Origin of the sequence: Streptomyces sp. NPDC093085, assembly GCF_040683935.1 — a bacterium.
Lineage (GTDB): Bacteria > Actinomycetota > Actinomycetes > Streptomycetales > Streptomycetaceae > Streptomyces.
Genome location: NZ_JBFBFB010000010.1, coordinates 1 through 17,586 on the forward strand (window position 1 = coordinate 1; position 17,586 = coordinate 17,586).

A 17,586-nucleotide genomic window follows, 5' to 3' on the forward strand; every position below is an offset into this window, starting at 1 on the left:
CTCGGCGCCGTCGCCATCGACCGGGCGGCGGGGGCGCGGCCGGGGCCCCCCGGGGTTGGGGGGGGCCCCCCGTCCTTGCGGGGGGGCGGCCGGCGGGCCCGGGCGGGGGGCCCCCCCCCCACCGCCCGTTGTGGCCGGCGCCTTCCTCAGGCGGTGGTGAACTCCATCAGCGCCAGGGGCGTGGAGGTGGGCTGGGCGGAGCCGCCCGCCGGTTCCACGGTGATGCCCATGCCGGACGCGTCGGCGAGGGGGCCCTCCATCAGGACGGAGGCGGTGCCGGTCGTGGAGTCCAGCAGGCCCGCGGCGCGCATCGTCCCGTTGTCGTCGTACCAGAGTTCGTACACCTTGCCGGCGGGGGCCCGCGGCAGGCCGGAGGCGACGAACGCCGCCCGGTCCTTGGCGCGGGAGACGATGACGCCGCCGGTCGCGCCGTTCGTCAGCCGGCCGGTGGTGACCCGGGCGTCCGGGGCGGAGAGCACGGCGGCCAGCTCCTCGGCCCGGCGCTGCGCGTCCTGGGCCTCCTGGCGGGCGTCCTGGGCCACCTGGTTCTGCCAGACGGCGACCCCGCCGAGGCTCGCGGCGGCGGCCAGACAGGCGGCGAGCGCGAACCGGGAGAGCAGCCGGCCGCGCCGGCCCGCCGCCCCGCCGGGCCGGGTCTGATGGGGGGTCACCCGTGGCGGCTCCTGGCGCTCGGCCGCGATCCGGCGCAGCACCTGCTCTTTGAGCGCTGGCGGCGGGACCACGGCTACCGCCTGCCCCAGCCGGGCGGCCGTGGCGGCGAGTTCCCGTACCTCCTGGGTACAGGCGGCACACGCCTCCAGGTGGCGTTCGAACGCGGCGCGCTCCTCCGGGGCCAGGGCGTGCAGCGCGTAGGCGCCGGTCAGTGTGTGCAGGTCGGCGGTGGTCACGCGTTCACCCCCAGGCAGTCGCGGAGCCGGATGAGTCCGTCGCGCAGCCGGGTCTTGACCGTCCCCAGGGGGACCGAGAGCAACTCGGCGACCTCCCGGTAGGCCAGGCCCTGGTAGTACGCGAGGGTGACGGACTGGCGCTGGAGTTCGGTGAGCGTCCGCAGACAGCGGCGGACCTGCTCACGTTCGAGACTCGCCTCCACCTGTTCGGTCACCTCGTCGAAGGCGGGGGTGCGGTCGAGCAGCGCGGCCCGGTGCTCCCGGTCGGTGGACGCCTGGGCCGAGCGGACCCGGTCCACCGCCCGCCGGTGCGCGAGGGTCAGCACCCAGGTCATCGCGCTGCCCCGGGACGGCCGGAACCGGGTGGCGGTGCGCCAGACCTCCAGCAGGACCTCCTGGGCCACCTCCTCCGACTGCGCCGGATCGCGCAGCACGCTGCGGACCAGGCCCAGCACGGGGCCGCAGACCTGGTCGTACACCCGGGAGAACGCATCCTGGTCGCCCCTGGCCACCAGGCCCAGCAATTCCTGTAGATCGGGCCCCGCCGCAGCGGGCCCGCCGATGTGCACGGCTTCTTTCACGCGGCTTTCCTCCACGGTGCGAGCAGACTCCAGCAGGGATTCGGAGCCGTGATCGCGTCGGATTGGTCCCGGCGCAGGGCAGGGAGCTGCCATCCTTTCACCGCCCGCGCCGCCGCCCGTCCGGGGAGCAGGGGAGAGAATCGAGATATGTCGCGAGCGTCTTGACCGGCGAAGGGAACTCGCGATATGTTCGGCGACGAGTATTCGTATGCGTTGATGCGTATGCCGGGCCGCGCGGGGACGCGTGACCGGCCGAACGGGGGTGGTGGTCATGACGACGCGACGGCGCAAGCTCGGCAATCCGCTGGCGCTCGCGGTGATGGCGCTGCTCTCGGAGCGCCCGATGCATCCGTACGAGATCGCCCAGACGCTCCGTCAGCGGGGCAAGGAACACAGCGTCAAGATCAACTACGGCTCCCTCTACACCGTCGTCCAGAACCTCCAGAAGCACGGCTTCCTGGAGGTGGCCGAGGTGCAGCGGCAGGGCAACCGGCCCGAGCGCACGCTGTACGGGCTGACCCCGGCCGGGCACGAGGAGATGCTGGAGTGGCTGGCCGACCTGGTCGCCGTCCCCGCCCGGGAGTTCCCGCTCTTCGAGACCGCGCTCTCGCTGATCGCCGTCCTCCCGCCCGACGAGGTGGTCACGCTGCTGGAGGAGCGGGTGGCGACGCTCGTCCTGCAAGCCGCCGGGATGCGCGGGGCGCTGGCCCAGTTGTACGAGCAACTGCCCCGGCTCTTCGTGGTGGAGATGGAGTACCACCTCCACATGATGGACGCCGAGGTCCGGTGGGTACGCGGGCTGCGCCAGGAGATCGCGGAGGGCACGCTCTCCGGCGTCGGTGAATGGCGCGCCCTGCGGCAGACCGGCGAGGTCCCGGCGGAGTGGCAGCGCCTCGACGGGGAGCGGGTGGCCATCGACCCCGCCGTCGGGGCCGCCCTGCCGGAGGGGGGACGCCCCCGGAGGACCTGAGCGCTACGAGAAGCGAGAACGACCCCGGCGGTCGCTGTTGCAGCAGCTCCCGCCAGGGTCTCGAACCCCGGACCGGACCGCCGCGCAGGCGACCGGGCGATCGAGGTGCGGCACACCCCAGGATAGCCCGGCGCTCCACGCGTGGATCGGCTCGGCATGGCCCGGGACCTCCGCGTACGTCAACCCTGTACGTCATCACCGACGTCAGCTCTCCGTACGTCCGAGACCCCCGGCCCCGAGACACCCGAGGCCTCCCGGCATCTCCGGAAGGCCTGATCACCCACGATCACCACGATCACCACAGGAGAGCTCTGTCATGAGTACCGGTGTTCCCCGCAGCGGCGCGCCCGCCGTGCGGGCACACGATCTGATCAAGACCTATCCCGGCGGGGTCACCGCCCTCAACGGGATGGGCCTCACCGTCGAGGCCGGCACGGTCCTCGGCCTGCTCGGCCCCAACGGCGCCGGCAAGTCCACCACCGTCAAGATCCTCACCACCCTCGCCCGCCCCGACAGCGGCACCGCCACCGTCGCCGGACACGATGTGCTCCGCCACCCCGACCGGGTCCGGCGCGCGATCGGGGTCGTGGCCCAGAAATCAGGCGCCGACCCGGCCGCCACCGGCCGCGAGAACCTCATCCTCCAGGGCCGGCTGTACGGACTGAGCGGCGCCGGACTCCAGCACAGGGCCGACGCCCTGCTGGAGCGGTTCGCCCTGACGGACGCGGCCCGGCGGCCGGTCAAGGGGTACTCGGGCGGCATGCTGCGCCGGCTCGACGTGGCGCTCGGGCTGGTCCACCGGCCCGAGGTGCTCTTCCTGGACGAGCCGACCACCGGGCTCGACCCCGAGGCCCGTACCGCGATGTGGGAGGAGATCGGGCGGCTCGCCGGGGACGAGGGGCTGACCATCCTGCTCACCACCCACTACCTGGAGGAGGCCGACCGGCTCGCCGAGCGGATCGCGATCGTCGACCGGGGCCGGGTGGTGGTCGAGGGCACCCCCGACGCGCTCAAGGGCGAACTCCGGGGCGACGCCGTCCACCTCGAACTGCGGGAAGGCGGCGACCGTACGGTGCTCACCGCGGCCCTCGCCGCGCTCCCCGGGGTGCACGACATCGCGGTCGACGGGCGCCGGGTCAGTGTCCGCGCCGACGACGGCGCCGCCGCGGTCCCCGTGCTGCTCGGCGCGCTGGAGCGGGCCGGCGCCGCCGTGACCGCCGCCACGGTGGCCCGGCCCTCGCTGGACGACGTCTATCTGCGGTACGCGGGACGCCGGTTCGCCGAGGCCGAGGCCGCCGCGTCCACCGACGCCCCCGTCCTGGCCGCCGCCGGAGGTGCCCGGTGAACGGCGGAGCCCTCACCCAGACCTGGTACCTGACCCAGCGTCACCTGGTGGCGCTCGTACGCCAGCCGGTCTTTCTGCTGATCTCCCTGATCCAGCCGGTGATCTGGCTCTTCCTCTTCGGCAACCTCTTCAAGAAGGTCGTCGAACTGGGCGGCTTCGGCACCACCTCGTACCTCGACTACCTCATCCCCGGCATCGTCGTGATGAGCGCGCTCGGCTCCAGCATGTGGGCCGGGATGGGCACCCTGGAGGAGATCGAGCGCGGCACGCTCAACCGCTTCCTGACCACCCCGGTCAGCCGGAGCGCCCTGATGAACGCCAACGTCGTGCAGAACGGCATCAGTACGGCGGTCCAGTCCGTGATCATCCTGCTGCTGGGGCTGCTCGGCGGGGCCGGCTACCCGGGCGGCGCCGGCGGGCTGCTGATCCTGGTGGTCGCTTCGATCCTGCTGGGCACGGTCTTCGGGGCGCTCTCCAACGCCCTGGGCATGCTGGTGCGCGAGCGGGAGTCGATCATCGGCATCAACACCTTCCTGCTGCTGCCGCTGACGTTCCTCTCCTCGGCGTTCATGGCCCCGGCCCAGATGCCGTCCTGGATGGCCCGGATCGCCGACTTCAACCCGGTCAACTGGGCCATGATCGCCGGGCGTTCCGCGCTCTCCGCCGACCCCGACTGGAGCGCCGTGCTGACCCGGGGCGGGGCGCTGCTGCTCCTCGCCCTCGCCGCGGTCTGGCTCTCGACCCGTACGTTCCGCGCGTACCAGAAGTCGGTCTGACGGAAGCCGGAAGCCGGAAGCCAGAAGGCGGCAGCGGGGGCGGGGGAGCGGGGCGGGGGAGCGGCGGGCGGTCAGGCGGCCGGGCGCTCCTCCTGCTCCCGCTCCACCCGTTCGTTCCACTCGCGCTTGACGGCGCGCCAGGCCTCGTCGTTCTGGCCGAGGCGCCAGTACCCGGAGATGGAGAGCCGCTCGCGCGGGACGTTCCGCTCCAGCCGGAGGTGGCGGCGGAGCTCCTTCACGACGCCCGCCTCGCCGTGCACGAAGGCCAGCACGTCCCCGGGCGGGAACTCCAGGCCGCGTACGGCGGCGAGCAGCGCCTCGCCCACCGGACGGGAGCCGCGGTGGAGCCAGGTGATCTCGACGCCGTCCGGCGTGGCGATCTTCTGCTCCTCCTCGGGGCCCGGGATCTCCACGAACGCATGGACCACGGCGCCCTCGGGCGCCCGCTCCAGCGAGGCGGCGATCGCGGGCAGCGCGCTCTCGTCACCGGCCAGGAGGTGCCAGTCGGCGGCCGGGTCCGGCGCGTACCCCCCGCCGGGGCCCAGCAGCCGTACCGTCTCGCCGGGCTTCACCCGCGCCGCCCAGGGACCGGCCAGGCCCTCGTCGCCATGGACCACGAAGTCGATGGCGAGCTCCCGGGTGCCCGGGTCCCAGGAGCGCACCGTGTACGTACGGTTCGCGGGCCACTGGTCCCGGGGGAACTCGGCGCGGATCCGCTCGACGTCGAAGGGCTCCGGGTAGCTGACGCCCTCCGGGGTGAAGAGGACCTTCACATAGTGGTCCGTGAACTCCCCCGCCCGGATCCCGGCCAGACCCTCGCCGCCGATCACCACCCGGACCATGTGCGGGGTGATCCACTCGGTGCGCAGAACCTCTCCCTCGTGGGCTTTCGGTGCGGTGCGGGCCGGTCGTTCTGCCACGGCGGTCTCCCTCGGCTCCCTGCTGCTTAGGTTTGCCTAAGTAAGCTAACACTCACCGGGGAAGAGTGGCGAGCAGACGTCCCAGCGCCCCGCCGAGACCCCAGCGGGTGGAGAGCGCGTCGACCATGGCCGGATCGCGCGGCCCCCGCGGCAGGGCGGGGTCGAATTCCGGCAGCGGGACATCCCCGGCGACCCGGACCACGGTGGGCGCCACCGCCACGTACCCCCGCGCCCCGTCCAGCCGCTTCCGCTGCGAGGGGGTGAGCCTGGAGGAGGGATCGTCCACGGCCGCCATGATCCCGGCGAGGTCCCCGTAGGCGTCCAGCAGCTTGGCGGCGGTCTTCTCGCCGATCCCGGGCACCCCGGGCAGCCCGTCGCTCGGGTCGCCGCGGAGCAGCGCCAGGTCGAGATAGCCCGCGCCGTCCACCCCGTACTTCTCCCGGAGCGCCGCCTCGTCCACGATCTGGAGCGTGCCGACCCCCTTGACCGGGTACAGCACCCGGACGCCCCGGGCGTCGTCGACGAGCTGGAAGAGGTCCCGGTCGCCCGTGACGATGTCCACCGGGCCCTCCGCGCGCCCGGCGAGGGTGCCGATCACATCGTCCGCCTCGTACCCCGCGACCCCGATCCGGGCGATGCCCAGCGCGTCGAGGACCGCCTCGATCACCGGGACCTGCGGGGCCAGGGTGTCCGGGGTCTCCTCCTGGTCGGGGCCCTCCGGGCGCTCCTCGGCCACCCGGTGCGCCTTGTACGAGGGGATCAGCTCCACCCGCCAGGCGGGCCGCCAGTCCGCGTCCATGCACGCCACCAGGGCGTCCGGGCGGTGGTCCTGGACCAGCCGGGCGATGAAGTCGAGCAGCCCCCGCACCGCGTTGACCGGGGTGCCGTCCGGGGCCCGTACCGACTCGGGGACCCCGAAGTAGGCGCGGAAGTAGAGAGAGGCGGTGTCGAGGAGCATCAGGCGTCGGGTCACCCCCTGAGGATGCCCCATCCCACTGACAGCCGCCGGTCACCCCCGCATGGCCGGGAGGGGTGCTCCGGGTGCGCCGATCCGGCCATCCGATGGTGTGATGTAGGTCACTTAATTGTTTGCCTTCTGTAAGGTCGGGCAGGCGCGCCGACGGAGCCAGCCAGGGCCGATTCTCACGCGTCGTCCCCGGTGAGCGGACCGAATCCGCTCGCTCCACGGCCCGCCCGCGGGGGTGACGGGCCGTTTTTCCGTTCAACCCGTGAGGTGTATGTGACCAGGCTGCAAGCCGATCGCCTGTACAAGGTGTTCGGCAGACGACCGGACGAAGCGGTGACCAGGCTCCAGGACGGTACGGACCGCGACGAGCTCCGTGCCGACGGCACGACCGCCGCGGTGATCGACGCGTCGTTCTCGGTCGAGCCGGGCCAGATATTCGTGGTCATGGGGTTGTCGGGATCCGGCAAGTCGACACTGCTGCGCATGTTGAACGGACTCCTGGAGCCCACTTCCGGCCGGGTCCTCTTCGACGGACAGGACCTGACCGCCCTGGCCCCCGCCGAACTGCGCCAGGTCCGCTCCACCAAGATCAGCATGGTCTTCCAGCACTTCGCGCTCTTCCCGCACCGCAGCGTCCTGGAGAACGCCGGATACGGCCTCGAAGTCCAGGGCGTCCCCCGCGCCGAGCGGGAGAAGCGCGCCGCCGAGGCGCTGGAGCTCACGGGCCTGGGCGGCTGGGAGAAGTCCTGGCCCGACGAGCTCTCCGGCGGCATGCAGCAGCGCGTGGGGCTCGCCCGCGCGCTCGCCACCGACGCCGATCTGCTCCTCATGGACGAGTCCTTCAGCGCGCTCGACCCGCTGATCCGCCGCGACATGCAGGACCAGCTCCTCGAACTCCAGAAACGGCTCAAGAAAACCATCGTGTTCATCACCCACGACCTCAACGAGGCCATGCGCCTCGGCGACCGGATCGCGGTCATGCGCGACGGGGAGATCGTCCAGCTCGGCACCGCCGAGGACATCCTCGTCACCCCCGCCAACGAGTACGTCGCCTCCTTCACCCAGGACGTCGACCGCTCCCGGGTGCTCACCGCCGGCGCCATCATGGCCGACCCGGAGACCGCCTTCGGCACCGTCGACGGCGGCAAGGAGCTCCGTACCGCGCAGGACGTCCTCGACGCCGCGCCCGCCACCGTCCCCGAGTCCACCCCGATCATCGAGCTCTTCACCCCCTGCTCGACCAGTGGAGTGGCCGTCGCCGTCGTCGACGACGAGGGCAGCCTCGTCGGCGTCGTCCCCCGCGCACGGCTGCTCGCCGTCCTCGGCGAGCCGATGACCCCGGTCGACGCCCCGGGACCGGCCGCCGCCGGCCGGGGCACGGGCGACCGTACGGACTCCGAAGGCACGGACTCCGAGGGCACCGACAAGGCGGTCGCCAGTGCCTAGACTGCCCCTCGGTGACTGGGTCGACGGAGCCGTCGACTTCCTCCAGAACCACTTCGCCTGGCTGTTCGACGCGATCGGCTGGGTCGTCTCCCACCTGTACGACGCCATCAACGCCGTACTCGGCGCGCCGGAGCCGCTGCTCCTCGCCGGGATCCTCGCCGTGCTCGCCTGGTGGCTGCGGAGCCTCAGCGCCGGTGTCCTCGCCTTCGTCGGCTTCGCGCTCATCGACTCGATGGAGCTGTGGAGCGAGGCGATGGAGACGCTCTCGCTGGTGCTCGTCGCGACCATCATCGTGCTCGCCGTCGCGCTCCCGCTGGGCATCTGGGCGGCGCGCTCCAAGACGGTCAGCTCGGTGATCCGGCCGGTCCTCGACCTGATGCAGACCATGCCCGCCATGGTCTACCTCATCCCCGGCGTCGTCTTCTTCGGCATCGGCGCGGTGCCCGGCATCATCGCCACGATCATCTTCGCGCTGCCGCCGGGCGTCCGCATGACCGAGCTGGGCATCCGGCAGGTCGACGGCGAACTCGTCGAGGCCGCCGAGGCGTTCGGCACCACACCGCGCAACACCCTGCTGCGGGTCCAGCTCCCGCTGGCCCTCCAGACCATCATGGCCGGCATCAACCAGGTCATCATGCTGGGCCTCTCCATGGTGGTCATCGCCGGCATGGTCGGCGGCGGCGGCCTCGGCGGCGCCGTCTACCGCGCGCTCGGCAACATCGACGTCGGCCTCGGCTTCGAGGCGGGCCTCTCCGTCGTCATCCTCGCCGTCTACCTCGACCGGATCACCGGCGCGCTCAGCCTCCAGGTCTCCCCGGTCGGCCGGCGCATCCTGGCCAAGGCCAAGGAGATGAGCGGCGGTCTGAAGATCTGGCAGCACCGTCCGCAGCCCGTCGTCGCGCTCGCGGGCGTCCTCGCCCTCGCGCTCGCCGCCGGCGGCCTCGGCCTCTTCGGCTCCTCCTCCTCGTCCACCACGGACGACGCGGGCAATGTCGGCCAGGGCAAGAAGATCTCCATGGGGTACATCCCCTGGGACGAGGGCATCGCCTCCACCTTCCTCTGGAAGGAGCTGCTGGAGCGGCGCGGCTTCGAGGTCGACGCCCGGCAGTACGAGGCGGGCTCGCTCTACACCGGACAGGCCGCGGGCCAGATCGACATCCAGACCGACTCCTGGCTCCCCGTCACCCACGCCTCCTACTGGGAGAAGTACCGGAACGACCTGGAGGACATGGGCGCCTGGTACGACAAGACCTCCCTGGAGATCTCGGTGCCCTCGTACGTGAAGGGCGTCGACTCGCTGGCCGACCTCAAGGGCAAGGCCTCGACCTTCAAGGGCCGCATCATCGGCATCGAGCCCAGCGCGGGCGAGATGGGCCTGCTCAAGTCGAAGGTCCTCAAGGCGTACGGCCTCGACCAGGAGTACACCCTGGTCGACGGCTCCACCTCCGGGATGCTCGCCGAGCTGAAGCGCGCGTACGCCAAGAAGGAGCCCATCGCGGTCGTCCTCTGGTCGCCGCACTGGGCGTACGACTCGTACGACCTGACCAAGCTCGCCGACCCGAAGAAGGCGTTCGGCGCGGAGAGCGACGGCGTGCACACCCTGACCCGCAAGGGGTTCTCCGAGGACAACCCGCAGGTCGGCGCCTGGCTCAAGAACTTCAAGATGACCGACAAGCAGCTCACCAGCCTGGAGGGCAAGATCCAGGCGGCCGGCAAGGGACAGGAGCAGGAGGCCGTCCGCGCCTGGCTGAAGGAGAACCCGGGCGCCGCCGACAAGTGGACCCCCGTCGACGGAAAGACGGACACCTCCGCCACACGGACCGGCGCCAAGAGCGGGGCGGGCCAGGGCGAGGCCGCGCGCCCCGTCAACATCGCCTGGTTCCCCTGGGAGGAGGACATCGCCGCCACGTACCTGTGGAAGGCGGTCCTGGAGGAGCGCGGCTACACCGTCAACCTCAAGCAGTTCGAACTCGGCCCCATGTACGAGGCGATGTCGCGCGGCCAGATCGACGTGCAGTTCGACGGCTGGCTGCCCAACGCGCAGAAGCGGTACTGGGACAAGTACAAAAACGACCTGACCCAGCTCGGCTCCTGGTACGGCCCCACCACCCGGGAGATCGCCGTCCCCTCGTACGTCAAGGGCGTCGACTCCCTCGCGGACCTCAAGGGCCGGGGCGACGAGTTCAAGGGCCGGATCGTCGGGATCGAGCCCGGCGCCGAGGAGATGAACGTCCTCAAGGAGACCGTCCTGCCCGGGTACGGCCTCGACGGCGAGTACAAGGCCGTCGACGGCTCCACCCCCGCCATGCTCGCCGAGCTGAAGCGCGCGTACGCCAAGAAGGAGCCCATCGCCGTCACCCTCTGGTCCCCGCACTGGGCGTACAAGGAGTACGACCTGACCAAGCTCAAGGACCCCGACCAGGCGTTCGGCGAGGGCGACCGGCTCACCACCGTCGCGCACAAGAGCTTCCCCGGGAACTATCCCCAGCTCACCAAGTGGTTCAAGGACTTCACGCTGAGCGAGGAACAGCTCGCCGGACTGGAGAACGAGATCCAGAAGGCCGGCACCGGCCACGAAGAGGAAGCCGTGAAGACCTGGATGGACCGGAATCCGGGCATCGCGGACAAGATGGCCCCGGTGTAGCCGGAAGTCATCACCAGGGCTGACCCGGAAGGGTGGGTGTCGCACCGGGCGATATCCACCCTTCCGGCGTTTCCGTTCCGTCTCTGCCGCGCGCATCATGGAGGACAGCTCTTGTAGGGCCGTCAACTCTGAGAAGATGACGATCCGGCCGGGAGGGAGCCAGACATGGACGACAAGGAAGCGCTCAGGGTGGGCGCCGCCGTCCGCAGGAGGCGCAGGTCTCTCGGCCTGACCCTGGCCGCGGTCGCGGCCCGCAGCGGGCTCTCGGTGCCTTTCCTCAGCCAGATCGAGAACGAACGGGCCCGGCCCTCCACGCGCTCACTCGACCGGGTCGCCGACGCCCTGGAGACGACTCCGGCCCAGCTCCGCGCGGCGGCGGACTCCGCCCGTACGGTCGATGTCGTACGCGCCCCGGACGCCCCCGTACCCGGCGTACGGCGCGTGGCGCGCGGCGGGCACCAGCTCAACGCCAAGGAGTTCACCGGCGAACAGGACACCGGCCGGGAGTACACGCACCGTAACGACGAGGTGATGTACATCGCGGACGGCGCCGCCGAGGTGGAGGCCGAGGGGCGCGCCTACCGGCTGGAGCGCGGCGACACGCTGTATCTCACCGGTGGTGTACGGCACCGGTGGCGCGCCACCGAGCCCGGCACCCGGATCCTGGTCGTCGCCGTCGCCGAGGAGGTCGACGTGACCTTCGACCGGCGCTGACGGGGCGGCCGTGTCCACGGTGTCCGGGCCCCGGGTGGTCTCGCTGGTGCCCTCGCTGACCGAGGCCGTCGCCGTCGGCGCGCCCGGACTGCTGGTCGGCGCCACCGACTGGTGCGTCCACCCCGCCGGACTCGGCGTGGCGCGGATCGGCGGCACCAAGAACCCCGATGTCGCGGCCGTCGCCGCGCTCCGTCCCGACCTCGTCGTCGCCAACGAGGAGGAGAACCGTGCCCAGGACCTCGACGCCCTGCGCGCGACCGGGCTGACGGTGCTGGTCACCGAGGTGCGGACGCTGGAGCAGGCCTTCACGGAGCTGGCGCGGGTCCTGGTCGACGGGTGCGGGGTGGCCCGGCCCCGGTGGCTGGACGAGGCCCGCCACGCCTGGGTGGAGCTGCCGCCGCCCGGACCGCGCCGCCGGGCCCTCGTGCCCGTCTGGCGCCGCCCGTGGATGGTGCTCGGCCGGGACACCTTCGCGGGGGACCTGCTCGCCCGGCTCGGGGTGGAGAACGTCTACGGCGGCCATCCCGAGCGGTATCCGCGGATCCCCCTCGCCGAGCTGCGGGAGGCCGGCGCCGAACTGCTGGTGCTGCCCGACGAGCCGTACCGCTTCACCGCCGACGACGGCCCCGAGGCCTTCCCCGGCCTGCCCGCCGCCCTTGTCGACGGGCGCCATCTCACCTGGTACGGGCCTTCGCTGGTACGGGCGCCCGGGGTGCTGCGGGCAGCGCTCCGCTGAGCACCCCGCGCACCGTGCCCCACCCGGCGACCGCCCAGGCGGTGGCGAGCAGCGCGAAGAGCCCCGCGGAGAGCCAGGTGAGCGCCGTCACTCCGGTGTGCCGGGCCAGCTCCGCCGCCCCCGTCACACAGGTCCCCACCGGGAAGGTGAAAGCCCACCACGTCATCGTGAACCGCATCCCGCGCCGTACCGCCCGTACCACCAGCGCCCCCGCCAGGGCCAGCCACAGCAGCGCGAACCCCATCACCGGCACCCCGTACACCACCGCGAAACCCGCCAGCGCCGCCGGGTACGGGCCGCCCACCGCCCCCGGCGCCGCCTCGGCGATCCGGGCCACCGCGGTGGTCGACTGCCCCAGCGGGCCGAGGACCAGGAAGAGCACCGGGGTCAGCGCGAGCGGCAGCGGACCGTACGCCAGCAGCCGGGCGAGGACCAGCGGCAGCAGGACCAGCGTGGCCAGCAGGCTCAGCCCGAAGAGCGCGTAGCACCCCAGCAGCAGCGCCGCGCGCCCCTGCCCCGCCGGGAGGTACGGCACCAGCGCGGGGCCCACCGCCGCCGAGACCATCGGGGTGACGGCCGGCAGCAGCCACACCGGGGAGGCGTCCGCGAGCTCCGTCCGGTGCCCCACCACCATCAGGTACGGGATCCCCACCGCCACCAGCAGCCCGGTCACCGTCCCCGCGCCGAAGAGCACCGCGTCCACGGCGAGCGCCGCCCGCTCGCCCAGCACCGCCCGCCCCACGGTGAGCGTCGCGGACCCCACGGCCAGCAGCGCCATCGCCAGACAGCCGTGGAACGGCGCCACGGCCGGGTCGAGGAGATCGGCGCGGGCCCGGTCGCGGTGGCGCAGCCAGTGCCCGGCGCGGGCGGCGAGCACGGTGGCGAGCGCGAGCGCGGAGAGCGCCCAGAGCGCCACCCACACCGCCCGCGCCCCCGGCAGGGCGGCGGCGTCCAGCGGGAGGGCGGCCCCGGCCGAGGCCACGATCGCGGTGCCCATCACCGTCGCGTACCAGTTGGGCCCCAGATGGCGCAGGCGTGGCGCGGGCGGGCGGTGCGTATCGCGTACGCCGGGGCGGCCGGGAACGGGGCCGGCGGTGCGGGTGAGAAGGGCCATGCGCCCAGCGTCCCGCCGGGGCGGGGGCGGCACCAGACCCGCTCTCGCTATGGGGTCATAAGCTGAACCTATGACCGGACCGGCGACAGACCCGACCCGAGGCCCCGCGGCTGACACTGCGCCTGGCCCCGCGCCTGACTCCCCGCCTGGCCCCGCGACAGGCTCTGCGGCGGCCGGGGAGCCGCCGTACCCCGCGCTCTCGCGCCGGGTGCCCGACCTCGGCGCGCTGGAGCTGCTGCTCGCCGTCGCCCGGCTCGGCAGCCTCGGGCGGGCCGCCCGGGAGACCGGCATCAGCCAGCCCGCCGCCAGCGGCCGGATCCGGGCGATGGAGCGGCAGCTCGGGGTGGCCCTGGTGGACCGCTCGCCGCGCGGCTCCCGGCTGACCGACGCGGGCACCCTGGTCACCGACTGGGCCCGGCGGATCGTGGAGGCGGCCGAGGCGTTCGACGCGGGGGCGCAGGCGCTCCGCGGGCGCAGGGACTCCCGGCTGCGGGTCGCCGCCAGTATGACGATCGCCGAGTATCTGCTGCCCCGCTGGCTGATCGCCCTGCGCAGGGCGCGCCCCGAGACCGCCGTCTCGCTCCACGCGGGCAACTCCGTCGCGGTGGCCGAGCGGCTGCTGAGCCATGCGGCGGACCTCGGCTTCGTGGAGGGCGCGGCCACCCCGGGCGGTCTCGACTCGGCGGTCATCGGCCATGACCGGCTGCTGGTGGTCACCGCGCCCGGCCACCCCTGGGCCCGCCGCCGCACCCCGCTGGACCCGGCCGAGCTGGCCGCCACCCCGCTGATCCTGCGGGAGCAGGGATCCGGCACCCGCCAGGTGCTGGACGCCGGGCTGCGCGCGTACGGCGGCCCGGCCAGGCCGTTGCTGGAGCTGGCCTCCACCACCGCGCTGAAGGCCGCCGCCGTCAGCGGGGAAGGGCCCTGTGTGCTGAGCGAACTCGCGGTGGGGGAGGAGTTGGCCGCCGGCCGGCTGGTGCGGGTGGCGGTGGCGGGCGTACGGCTCCGGCGCGACCTCCGCGCGGTCTGGCCGGCCGGAACCCGCCCGGCCGGCCCCGCCCGCGACCTGCTCGCCCTGACCAGAGGCGCCACCCCGGCCGGAACGGGCCCCGGCTGAGGCCACCGGGAGCTACGAGCCGCCGGGAGCTATGAGGCCGCCGCGACCGCGTCTCCCGTGCCCCGCCTACGTTCCCGGGCCGCTCCGGTCAGCCAGGACATCACCCGGGTGTCCTCGGCCATCTCGGGGTGCCACTGCACGCCCAGCACCGCGTGCGGGTCCGGCAGTTCGACGGCCTCGACGGTGCCGTCCGCCGCGTACGCGGAGACGGTCAGCCCGGTGCCGAGCCGGTCCACCGCCTGGTGGTGGTGGGTCGGTACGGAGAACTCCTCCGGCACCAGGTCGCCGTACCGGGTGCACGGCACCGGCTTCACCGGGTGCGCGCCGAAGACGCCGGTGACCCCGGAGTCGTGCCCGTCGAGGTGCTGGATCAGGGTGCCGCCCAGCGCCACGTTGAGGAGCTGCATGCCCCGGCAGATCCCCAGCAGCGGGGTGCCCAGGGTGAGCGCCGCCTTGATCAGGGCCAGCTCCCAGGCGTCCCGCTCCAGCGCGGGCGGCCCGGTCCTGGGGCCGGGCTCGGCGCCGTACCGGGCGGGCTGTACGTCCGCGCCGCCCGCGATCACCACCCCGTCGAGCCGGGCCACCACGGAGGCCGCGGCCGCCGGGTCGTCGGGCGGCAGCAGCACCGCCGTACCGCCGGAGCGCTGGACGAGACGGGGGTATCCGGCGGGCACCAGCGCCGCGGGCAGTTGCCACGCCCCCCAGGCGGCGGATTCCTCCAGATAGGTGCTGATGCCGATGAGGGGCTTCACTGTGCCTCCGTGCGGGTGGTTCGTGTGCGGGTGGTTCACATACGGGTGGTCCGTGTGCGGGGGGTACGTGGCCGACGGCGCGGGCCGTTCGGGTACGGGTACGGGCCTGGTCTCAGCCGCGTTCGAGTTCGGCTTCGGCGGCGGCGAGGGCCGCGAACTCCTCCTCGGGGGCCGCCGCGACCAGCCGGTGCCGACTGTAGAAGGTGAAGTAGGCGAGCGCGACGCCGTAGACCCCCAGCGCGATGACCGCCGCGTCCTGGTCCACCAGGAACGTGGCCACCAGCGCGGAGAGCGCGAGTACGAAGGCGACGCCCGAGGTCACCATCCCGCCCGGGGTCCGGTACGGGCGCGGCAGCTCCGGCTCCCTGCGGCGCAGCACCAGATGCGAGAGGGCCATCAGCGCGTACGAGATGGTGGCGCCGAAGACCGCCACATTGAGCATCCGGCCGCCGTCCCCGGTGGCCGCCGCGAGCCCGAAACCGATCGCGCCGGGGATCAGCAGACCCAGATAGGGGGCTTTGCGGCGGCTGGTGAGGGAGAGGAACCGGGGGAGATAGCCGGCCCGGGAGAGCGCGAAGAGCTGCCGGGACCCGGCGTAGATGAGGGAGAAGAAGGAGGCGACGAGTCCGGCGAGACCGGCGTAGTTGACGAACCGGCTGAGCGGGGTGGGCCCGCCGTCCCCCTCCAACGCGACCACCAGCGGGTTCCCCGCCTCCTGGATGGCCGCGGCGCCCCGGGCGCCGGTGGCGGCGAAGAAGGTGAGGAGGGCGAGGAGCACCAGCACCCCCATGGAGATCGAGAGCGCCCTGGGCATCGAGCGCACCGGGTCCTTGGCCTCCTCGGCCGCGAGCGGCACGCCCTCGACCCCCAGGAAGAACCACATGCCGAACGGGAAGGCCGCCCAGATGCCGAGCACGCCGAAGGGCAGCCAGGAGCCGGAGCCGAAGGCGTCCGGGTCGGCGGGGATGTCGTCGAGGCGGCCCGCGTCGAACTCGGTGAAGGCGCCGACCGCGAAGATCAGCAGCGCCGCCACCGCGATCCCGGTCACCACGAGGCTGAAGCGGAGCGCCTCGCCGACGCCGAAGAGATGGATCCCGATGAAGATCACGAAGCAGGCCAGCGAGACCGGCCAGCCGGCCGTCAGACCGAAGAGACGGAGGGACTCGACATATTCGCCGATGAAGATGGAGATCGCGGCCGGCGCGAGGATGTACTCGATGAGAATGGCCGTACCGGTGAGAAAGCCGCCCCAGGTGCCGAGCGCGCGCCGGGCGAAGCCGTAACCGCCGCCCGCCGTGGGCAGGATGGCGGAGAGCTCCGCGAGCGAGAAGACCAGACAGGCGTACATCACGCCCATCAGCAGGGTGGCGATGGCCAGCCCGCCGAAGCCGCCCTGGGAGAGGCCGATGTTCCACCCCGAGAAGTCCCCGGAGACGACATACGCGACGCCGAGACCGGTGAGCAGCAGCCACCCCGCGCTGCCCTGCCGCAGGGCGCGCCGTTTCAGGTAATCGCCCTGCCGGGGCGGCGGTGGCGTCCGCCCCGGCGGCCGGTGGGGTGCGCGAGTCCGTGGATTCGGACATGATCGGCTCCTGCCTCACGGTAATGGTGTGGGGCCATACCATTACCCTCACGATCGCCGCACGCAAGACCTCTGCGTTAAACGGCTGTTACGGATCACTGGGGGCGCCGGGACCGCCGGGCGCCCAGGGCGCTCACGGACAGGGTGCTCAGGGGTGGGGCGCTCAGGGGCGGGGCGCTCACGCCAGGAAGCCGCGGAGCAGCGCCGCCGTGCCGCCGCAGTGCTCGCGCGCGATCTCCCTGGCCCGCTCCGCGTCCCCGTCGAGCACCGCCCCGACCAGCGCGGTGTGCTGACGTTGCGAGTGCTCCAGGTTCCTTACCAGCAGCGGGATGCAGTCCAGCAGGTCGTTCACGCCGGCCCGGACCGCCGCGTACTGCGCCGCCAGCGTCGGCGACCCGGAGAGCTCGGCCAGCGTGAGATGGAGCAGCGTGTCCAGCCTGCGGTACTCCGGCAGCGGCGCCTCGTGGGTCGCGGCCAGCGCCGCGCGGAGCCGCGCCGCCTGCTCCCCGGTCAGACCGTGCGCCGCGCAGAGCCCCGCCGCGCCGCTCTCCAGCACCTCGCGGAAGCGGAGCACGTCCTCCATGTCGACCGCCGCGATCCGGCTGCGCAGCGCCTCCTCGGCGCCCCGCGCGTCCACGTCAGGGCGCTGCCGTACGAACGTCCCGCCGTACCGGCCGCGCCGGCTCTCCAGCAGCCCCTGGTCCTGGAGCACCTTGAGCACCTCGCGCAGGGTGACCCGGCTGATCCCCAGCCGCTCGGCCAGCTCCCGCTCGGCGGGCAGCCGCTCGCCCCCCGCCACCAGCCCCAGCCGTACCACCTGGAGGATCTGCTCCAGCGCCTCCTCGAAACCGTTGCCGGCCCGCACGGGCCGCAGCACCGAGGTGAGCGGATCGCCCGGCGGATCCCCCGGGTCCGTCGGGCCGTTCGTCTCCGCCACGTCGCCGTCGCCCCTTCCCAACCAAAGGTCCTCAGGAATACCTTAAGGCTTCCGGCTGACGGCTGACCGAAGGAGGA

At 73.0% G+C, this 17,586-nt stretch carries 16 protein-coding genes; 8 read left to right on the forward strand and 8 right to left on the reverse strand.

Annotated elements, in window-relative coordinates; all coding sequences use genetic code 11:
* Nucleotides 1–146: 146 nt before the first annotated feature.
* The gene (locus tag AB0O07_RS24735) at nt 147–908 is read right to left on the reverse strand and encodes an anti-sigma factor (RefSeq protein ID WP_365636841.1); all 762 of its coding nucleotides are present in this window, start codon (nt 906–908) and stop codon (nt 147–149) included.
* Nucleotides 905–1,489 (reverse strand): sigma-70 family RNA polymerase sigma factor, encoded by a 585-nt coding sequence (locus AB0O07_RS24740; protein WP_365636843.1) that lies wholly within the window; start codon nt 1,487–1,489, stop codon nt 905–907. The genes AB0O07_RS24735 and AB0O07_RS24740 overlap by 4 nt, the downstream gene beginning before the upstream one ends.
* A gap of 271 nt (nt 1,490–1,760) precedes the next feature.
* Here AB0O07_RS24740 and AB0O07_RS24745 point away from each other — a divergent pair, with 271 nt between their 5' ends.
* The 3 genes from AB0O07_RS24745 to AB0O07_RS24755 all read left to right on the forward strand — a co-directional run bounded on the left by AB0O07_RS24745 (nt 1,761) and on the right by AB0O07_RS24755 (nt 4,580).
* On the forward strand, nt 1,761–2,459 hold the full coding sequence (locus AB0O07_RS24745; protein WP_365636844.1) for a PadR family transcriptional regulator: 699 nt from the start codon (nt 1,761–1,763) through the stop codon (nt 2,457–2,459).
* A 316-nt stretch (nt 2,460–2,775) separates the two neighbouring features.
* Nucleotides 2,776–3,804: an ATP-binding cassette domain-containing protein gene (locus AB0O07_RS24750; RefSeq protein WP_365636847.1), complete on the forward strand. Its 1,029-nt coding sequence runs from the start codon at nt 2,776–2,778 to the stop codon at nt 3,802–3,804.
* Nucleotides 3,801–4,580: an ABC transporter permease gene (locus tag AB0O07_RS24755; protein ID WP_365636849.1), complete on the forward strand. Its 780-nt coding sequence runs from the start codon at nt 3,801–3,803 to the stop codon at nt 4,578–4,580. Before AB0O07_RS24750 ends, AB0O07_RS24755 begins: the two co-directional genes overlap by 4 nt.
* Before the next feature lie 71 nt (nt 4,581–4,651).
* Here AB0O07_RS24755 and AB0O07_RS24760 read toward each other — a convergent pair whose 3' ends face one another.
* Both AB0O07_RS24760 and AB0O07_RS24765 read right to left on the reverse strand, forming a co-directional pair.
* Nucleotides 4,652–5,500 carry a siderophore-interacting protein gene (locus tag AB0O07_RS24760; protein ID WP_365636851.1) on the reverse strand — a complete coding sequence of 283 codons (849 nt, stop codon included), beginning with the start codon at nt 5,498–5,500 and terminating at the stop codon, nt 4,652–4,654.
* Nucleotides 5,501–5,552: 52 nt separating this feature from the next.
* Nucleotides 5,553–6,458, reverse strand: a complete 906-nt coding sequence (locus AB0O07_RS24765) for a 5'-3' exonuclease (RefSeq protein ID WP_365637290.1) — start codon at nt 6,456–6,458, stop codon at nt 5,553–5,555.
* A gap of 282 nt (nt 6,459–6,740) precedes the next feature.
* Here AB0O07_RS24765 and AB0O07_RS24770 point away from each other — a divergent pair, with 282 nt between their 5' ends.
* The 4 genes from AB0O07_RS24770 (at nt 6,741) to AB0O07_RS24785 (ending at nt 12,007) form a co-directional block, all read left to right on the forward strand.
* A complete protein-coding gene (locus AB0O07_RS24770; RefSeq protein WP_365636854.1) occupies nt 6,741–7,913 on the forward strand; it encodes a glycine betaine/L-proline ABC transporter ATP-binding protein in 1,173 nt (390 codons plus the stop codon).
* A complete protein-coding gene (locus tag AB0O07_RS24775; protein WP_365636857.1) occupies nt 7,906–10,557 on the forward strand; it encodes an ABC transporter permease/substrate binding protein in 2,652 nt (883 codons plus the stop codon). Before AB0O07_RS24770 ends, AB0O07_RS24775 begins: the two co-directional genes overlap by 8 nt.
* A 165-nt stretch (nt 10,558–10,722) precedes the next feature.
* A complete protein-coding gene (locus AB0O07_RS24780; RefSeq protein WP_365636859.1) occupies nt 10,723–11,271 on the forward strand; it encodes a helix-turn-helix domain-containing protein in 549 nt (182 codons plus the stop codon).
* Nucleotides 11,272–11,290: 19 nt separating this feature from the next.
* Nucleotides 11,291–12,007, forward strand: coding sequence for a helical backbone metal receptor (locus AB0O07_RS24785; RefSeq protein WP_365637293.1), 717 nt, complete (start codon nt 11,291–11,293; stop codon nt 12,005–12,007).
* On the opposite strand, the gene AB0O07_RS24790 is transcribed toward AB0O07_RS24785, so the two are convergent.
* Nucleotides 11,946–13,121, reverse strand: coding sequence for a TDT family transporter (locus tag AB0O07_RS24790; RefSeq protein ID WP_365636862.1), 1,176 nt, complete (start codon nt 13,119–13,121; stop codon nt 11,946–11,948). The genes AB0O07_RS24785 and AB0O07_RS24790 overlap by 62 nt on opposite strands.
* 208 nt (nt 13,122–13,329) lie before the next feature.
* Between AB0O07_RS24790 and AB0O07_RS24795 the strand changes: the two genes are divergently transcribed.
* Complete coding sequence (locus tag AB0O07_RS24795; protein ID WP_365636865.1) at nt 13,330–14,238, forward strand: LysR family transcriptional regulator; 909 nt, start codon at nt 13,330–13,332, stop codon at nt 14,236–14,238.
* A 29-nt stretch (nt 14,239–14,267) separates the two neighbouring features.
* Here the strand turns inward: AB0O07_RS24795 and AB0O07_RS24800 are convergent, their stop codons facing one another.
* The 3 genes from AB0O07_RS24800 to AB0O07_RS24810 all read right to left on the reverse strand — a co-directional run bounded on the left by AB0O07_RS24800 (nt 14,268) and on the right by AB0O07_RS24810 (nt 17,509).
* On the reverse strand, nt 14,268–14,990 hold the full coding sequence (locus AB0O07_RS24800) for a gamma-glutamyl-gamma-aminobutyrate hydrolase family protein (protein WP_365636868.1): 723 nt from the start codon (nt 14,988–14,990) through the stop codon (nt 14,268–14,270).
* A 112-nt stretch (nt 14,991–15,102) separates the two neighbouring features.
* The gene (gene eat / locus AB0O07_RS24805) at nt 15,103–16,497 is read right to left on the reverse strand and encodes an ethanolamine permease (RefSeq protein ID WP_365637295.1); all 1,395 of its coding nucleotides are present in this window, start codon (nt 16,495–16,497) and stop codon (nt 15,103–15,105) included.
* 253 nt (nt 16,498–16,750) lie between these two features.
* Nucleotides 16,751–17,509 carry an FCD domain-containing protein gene (locus tag AB0O07_RS24810; protein ID WP_365636871.1) on the reverse strand — a complete coding sequence of 253 codons (759 nt, stop codon included), beginning with the start codon at nt 17,507–17,509 and terminating at the stop codon, nt 16,751–16,753.
* Nucleotides 17,510–17,586 lie beyond the last annotated feature (77 nt).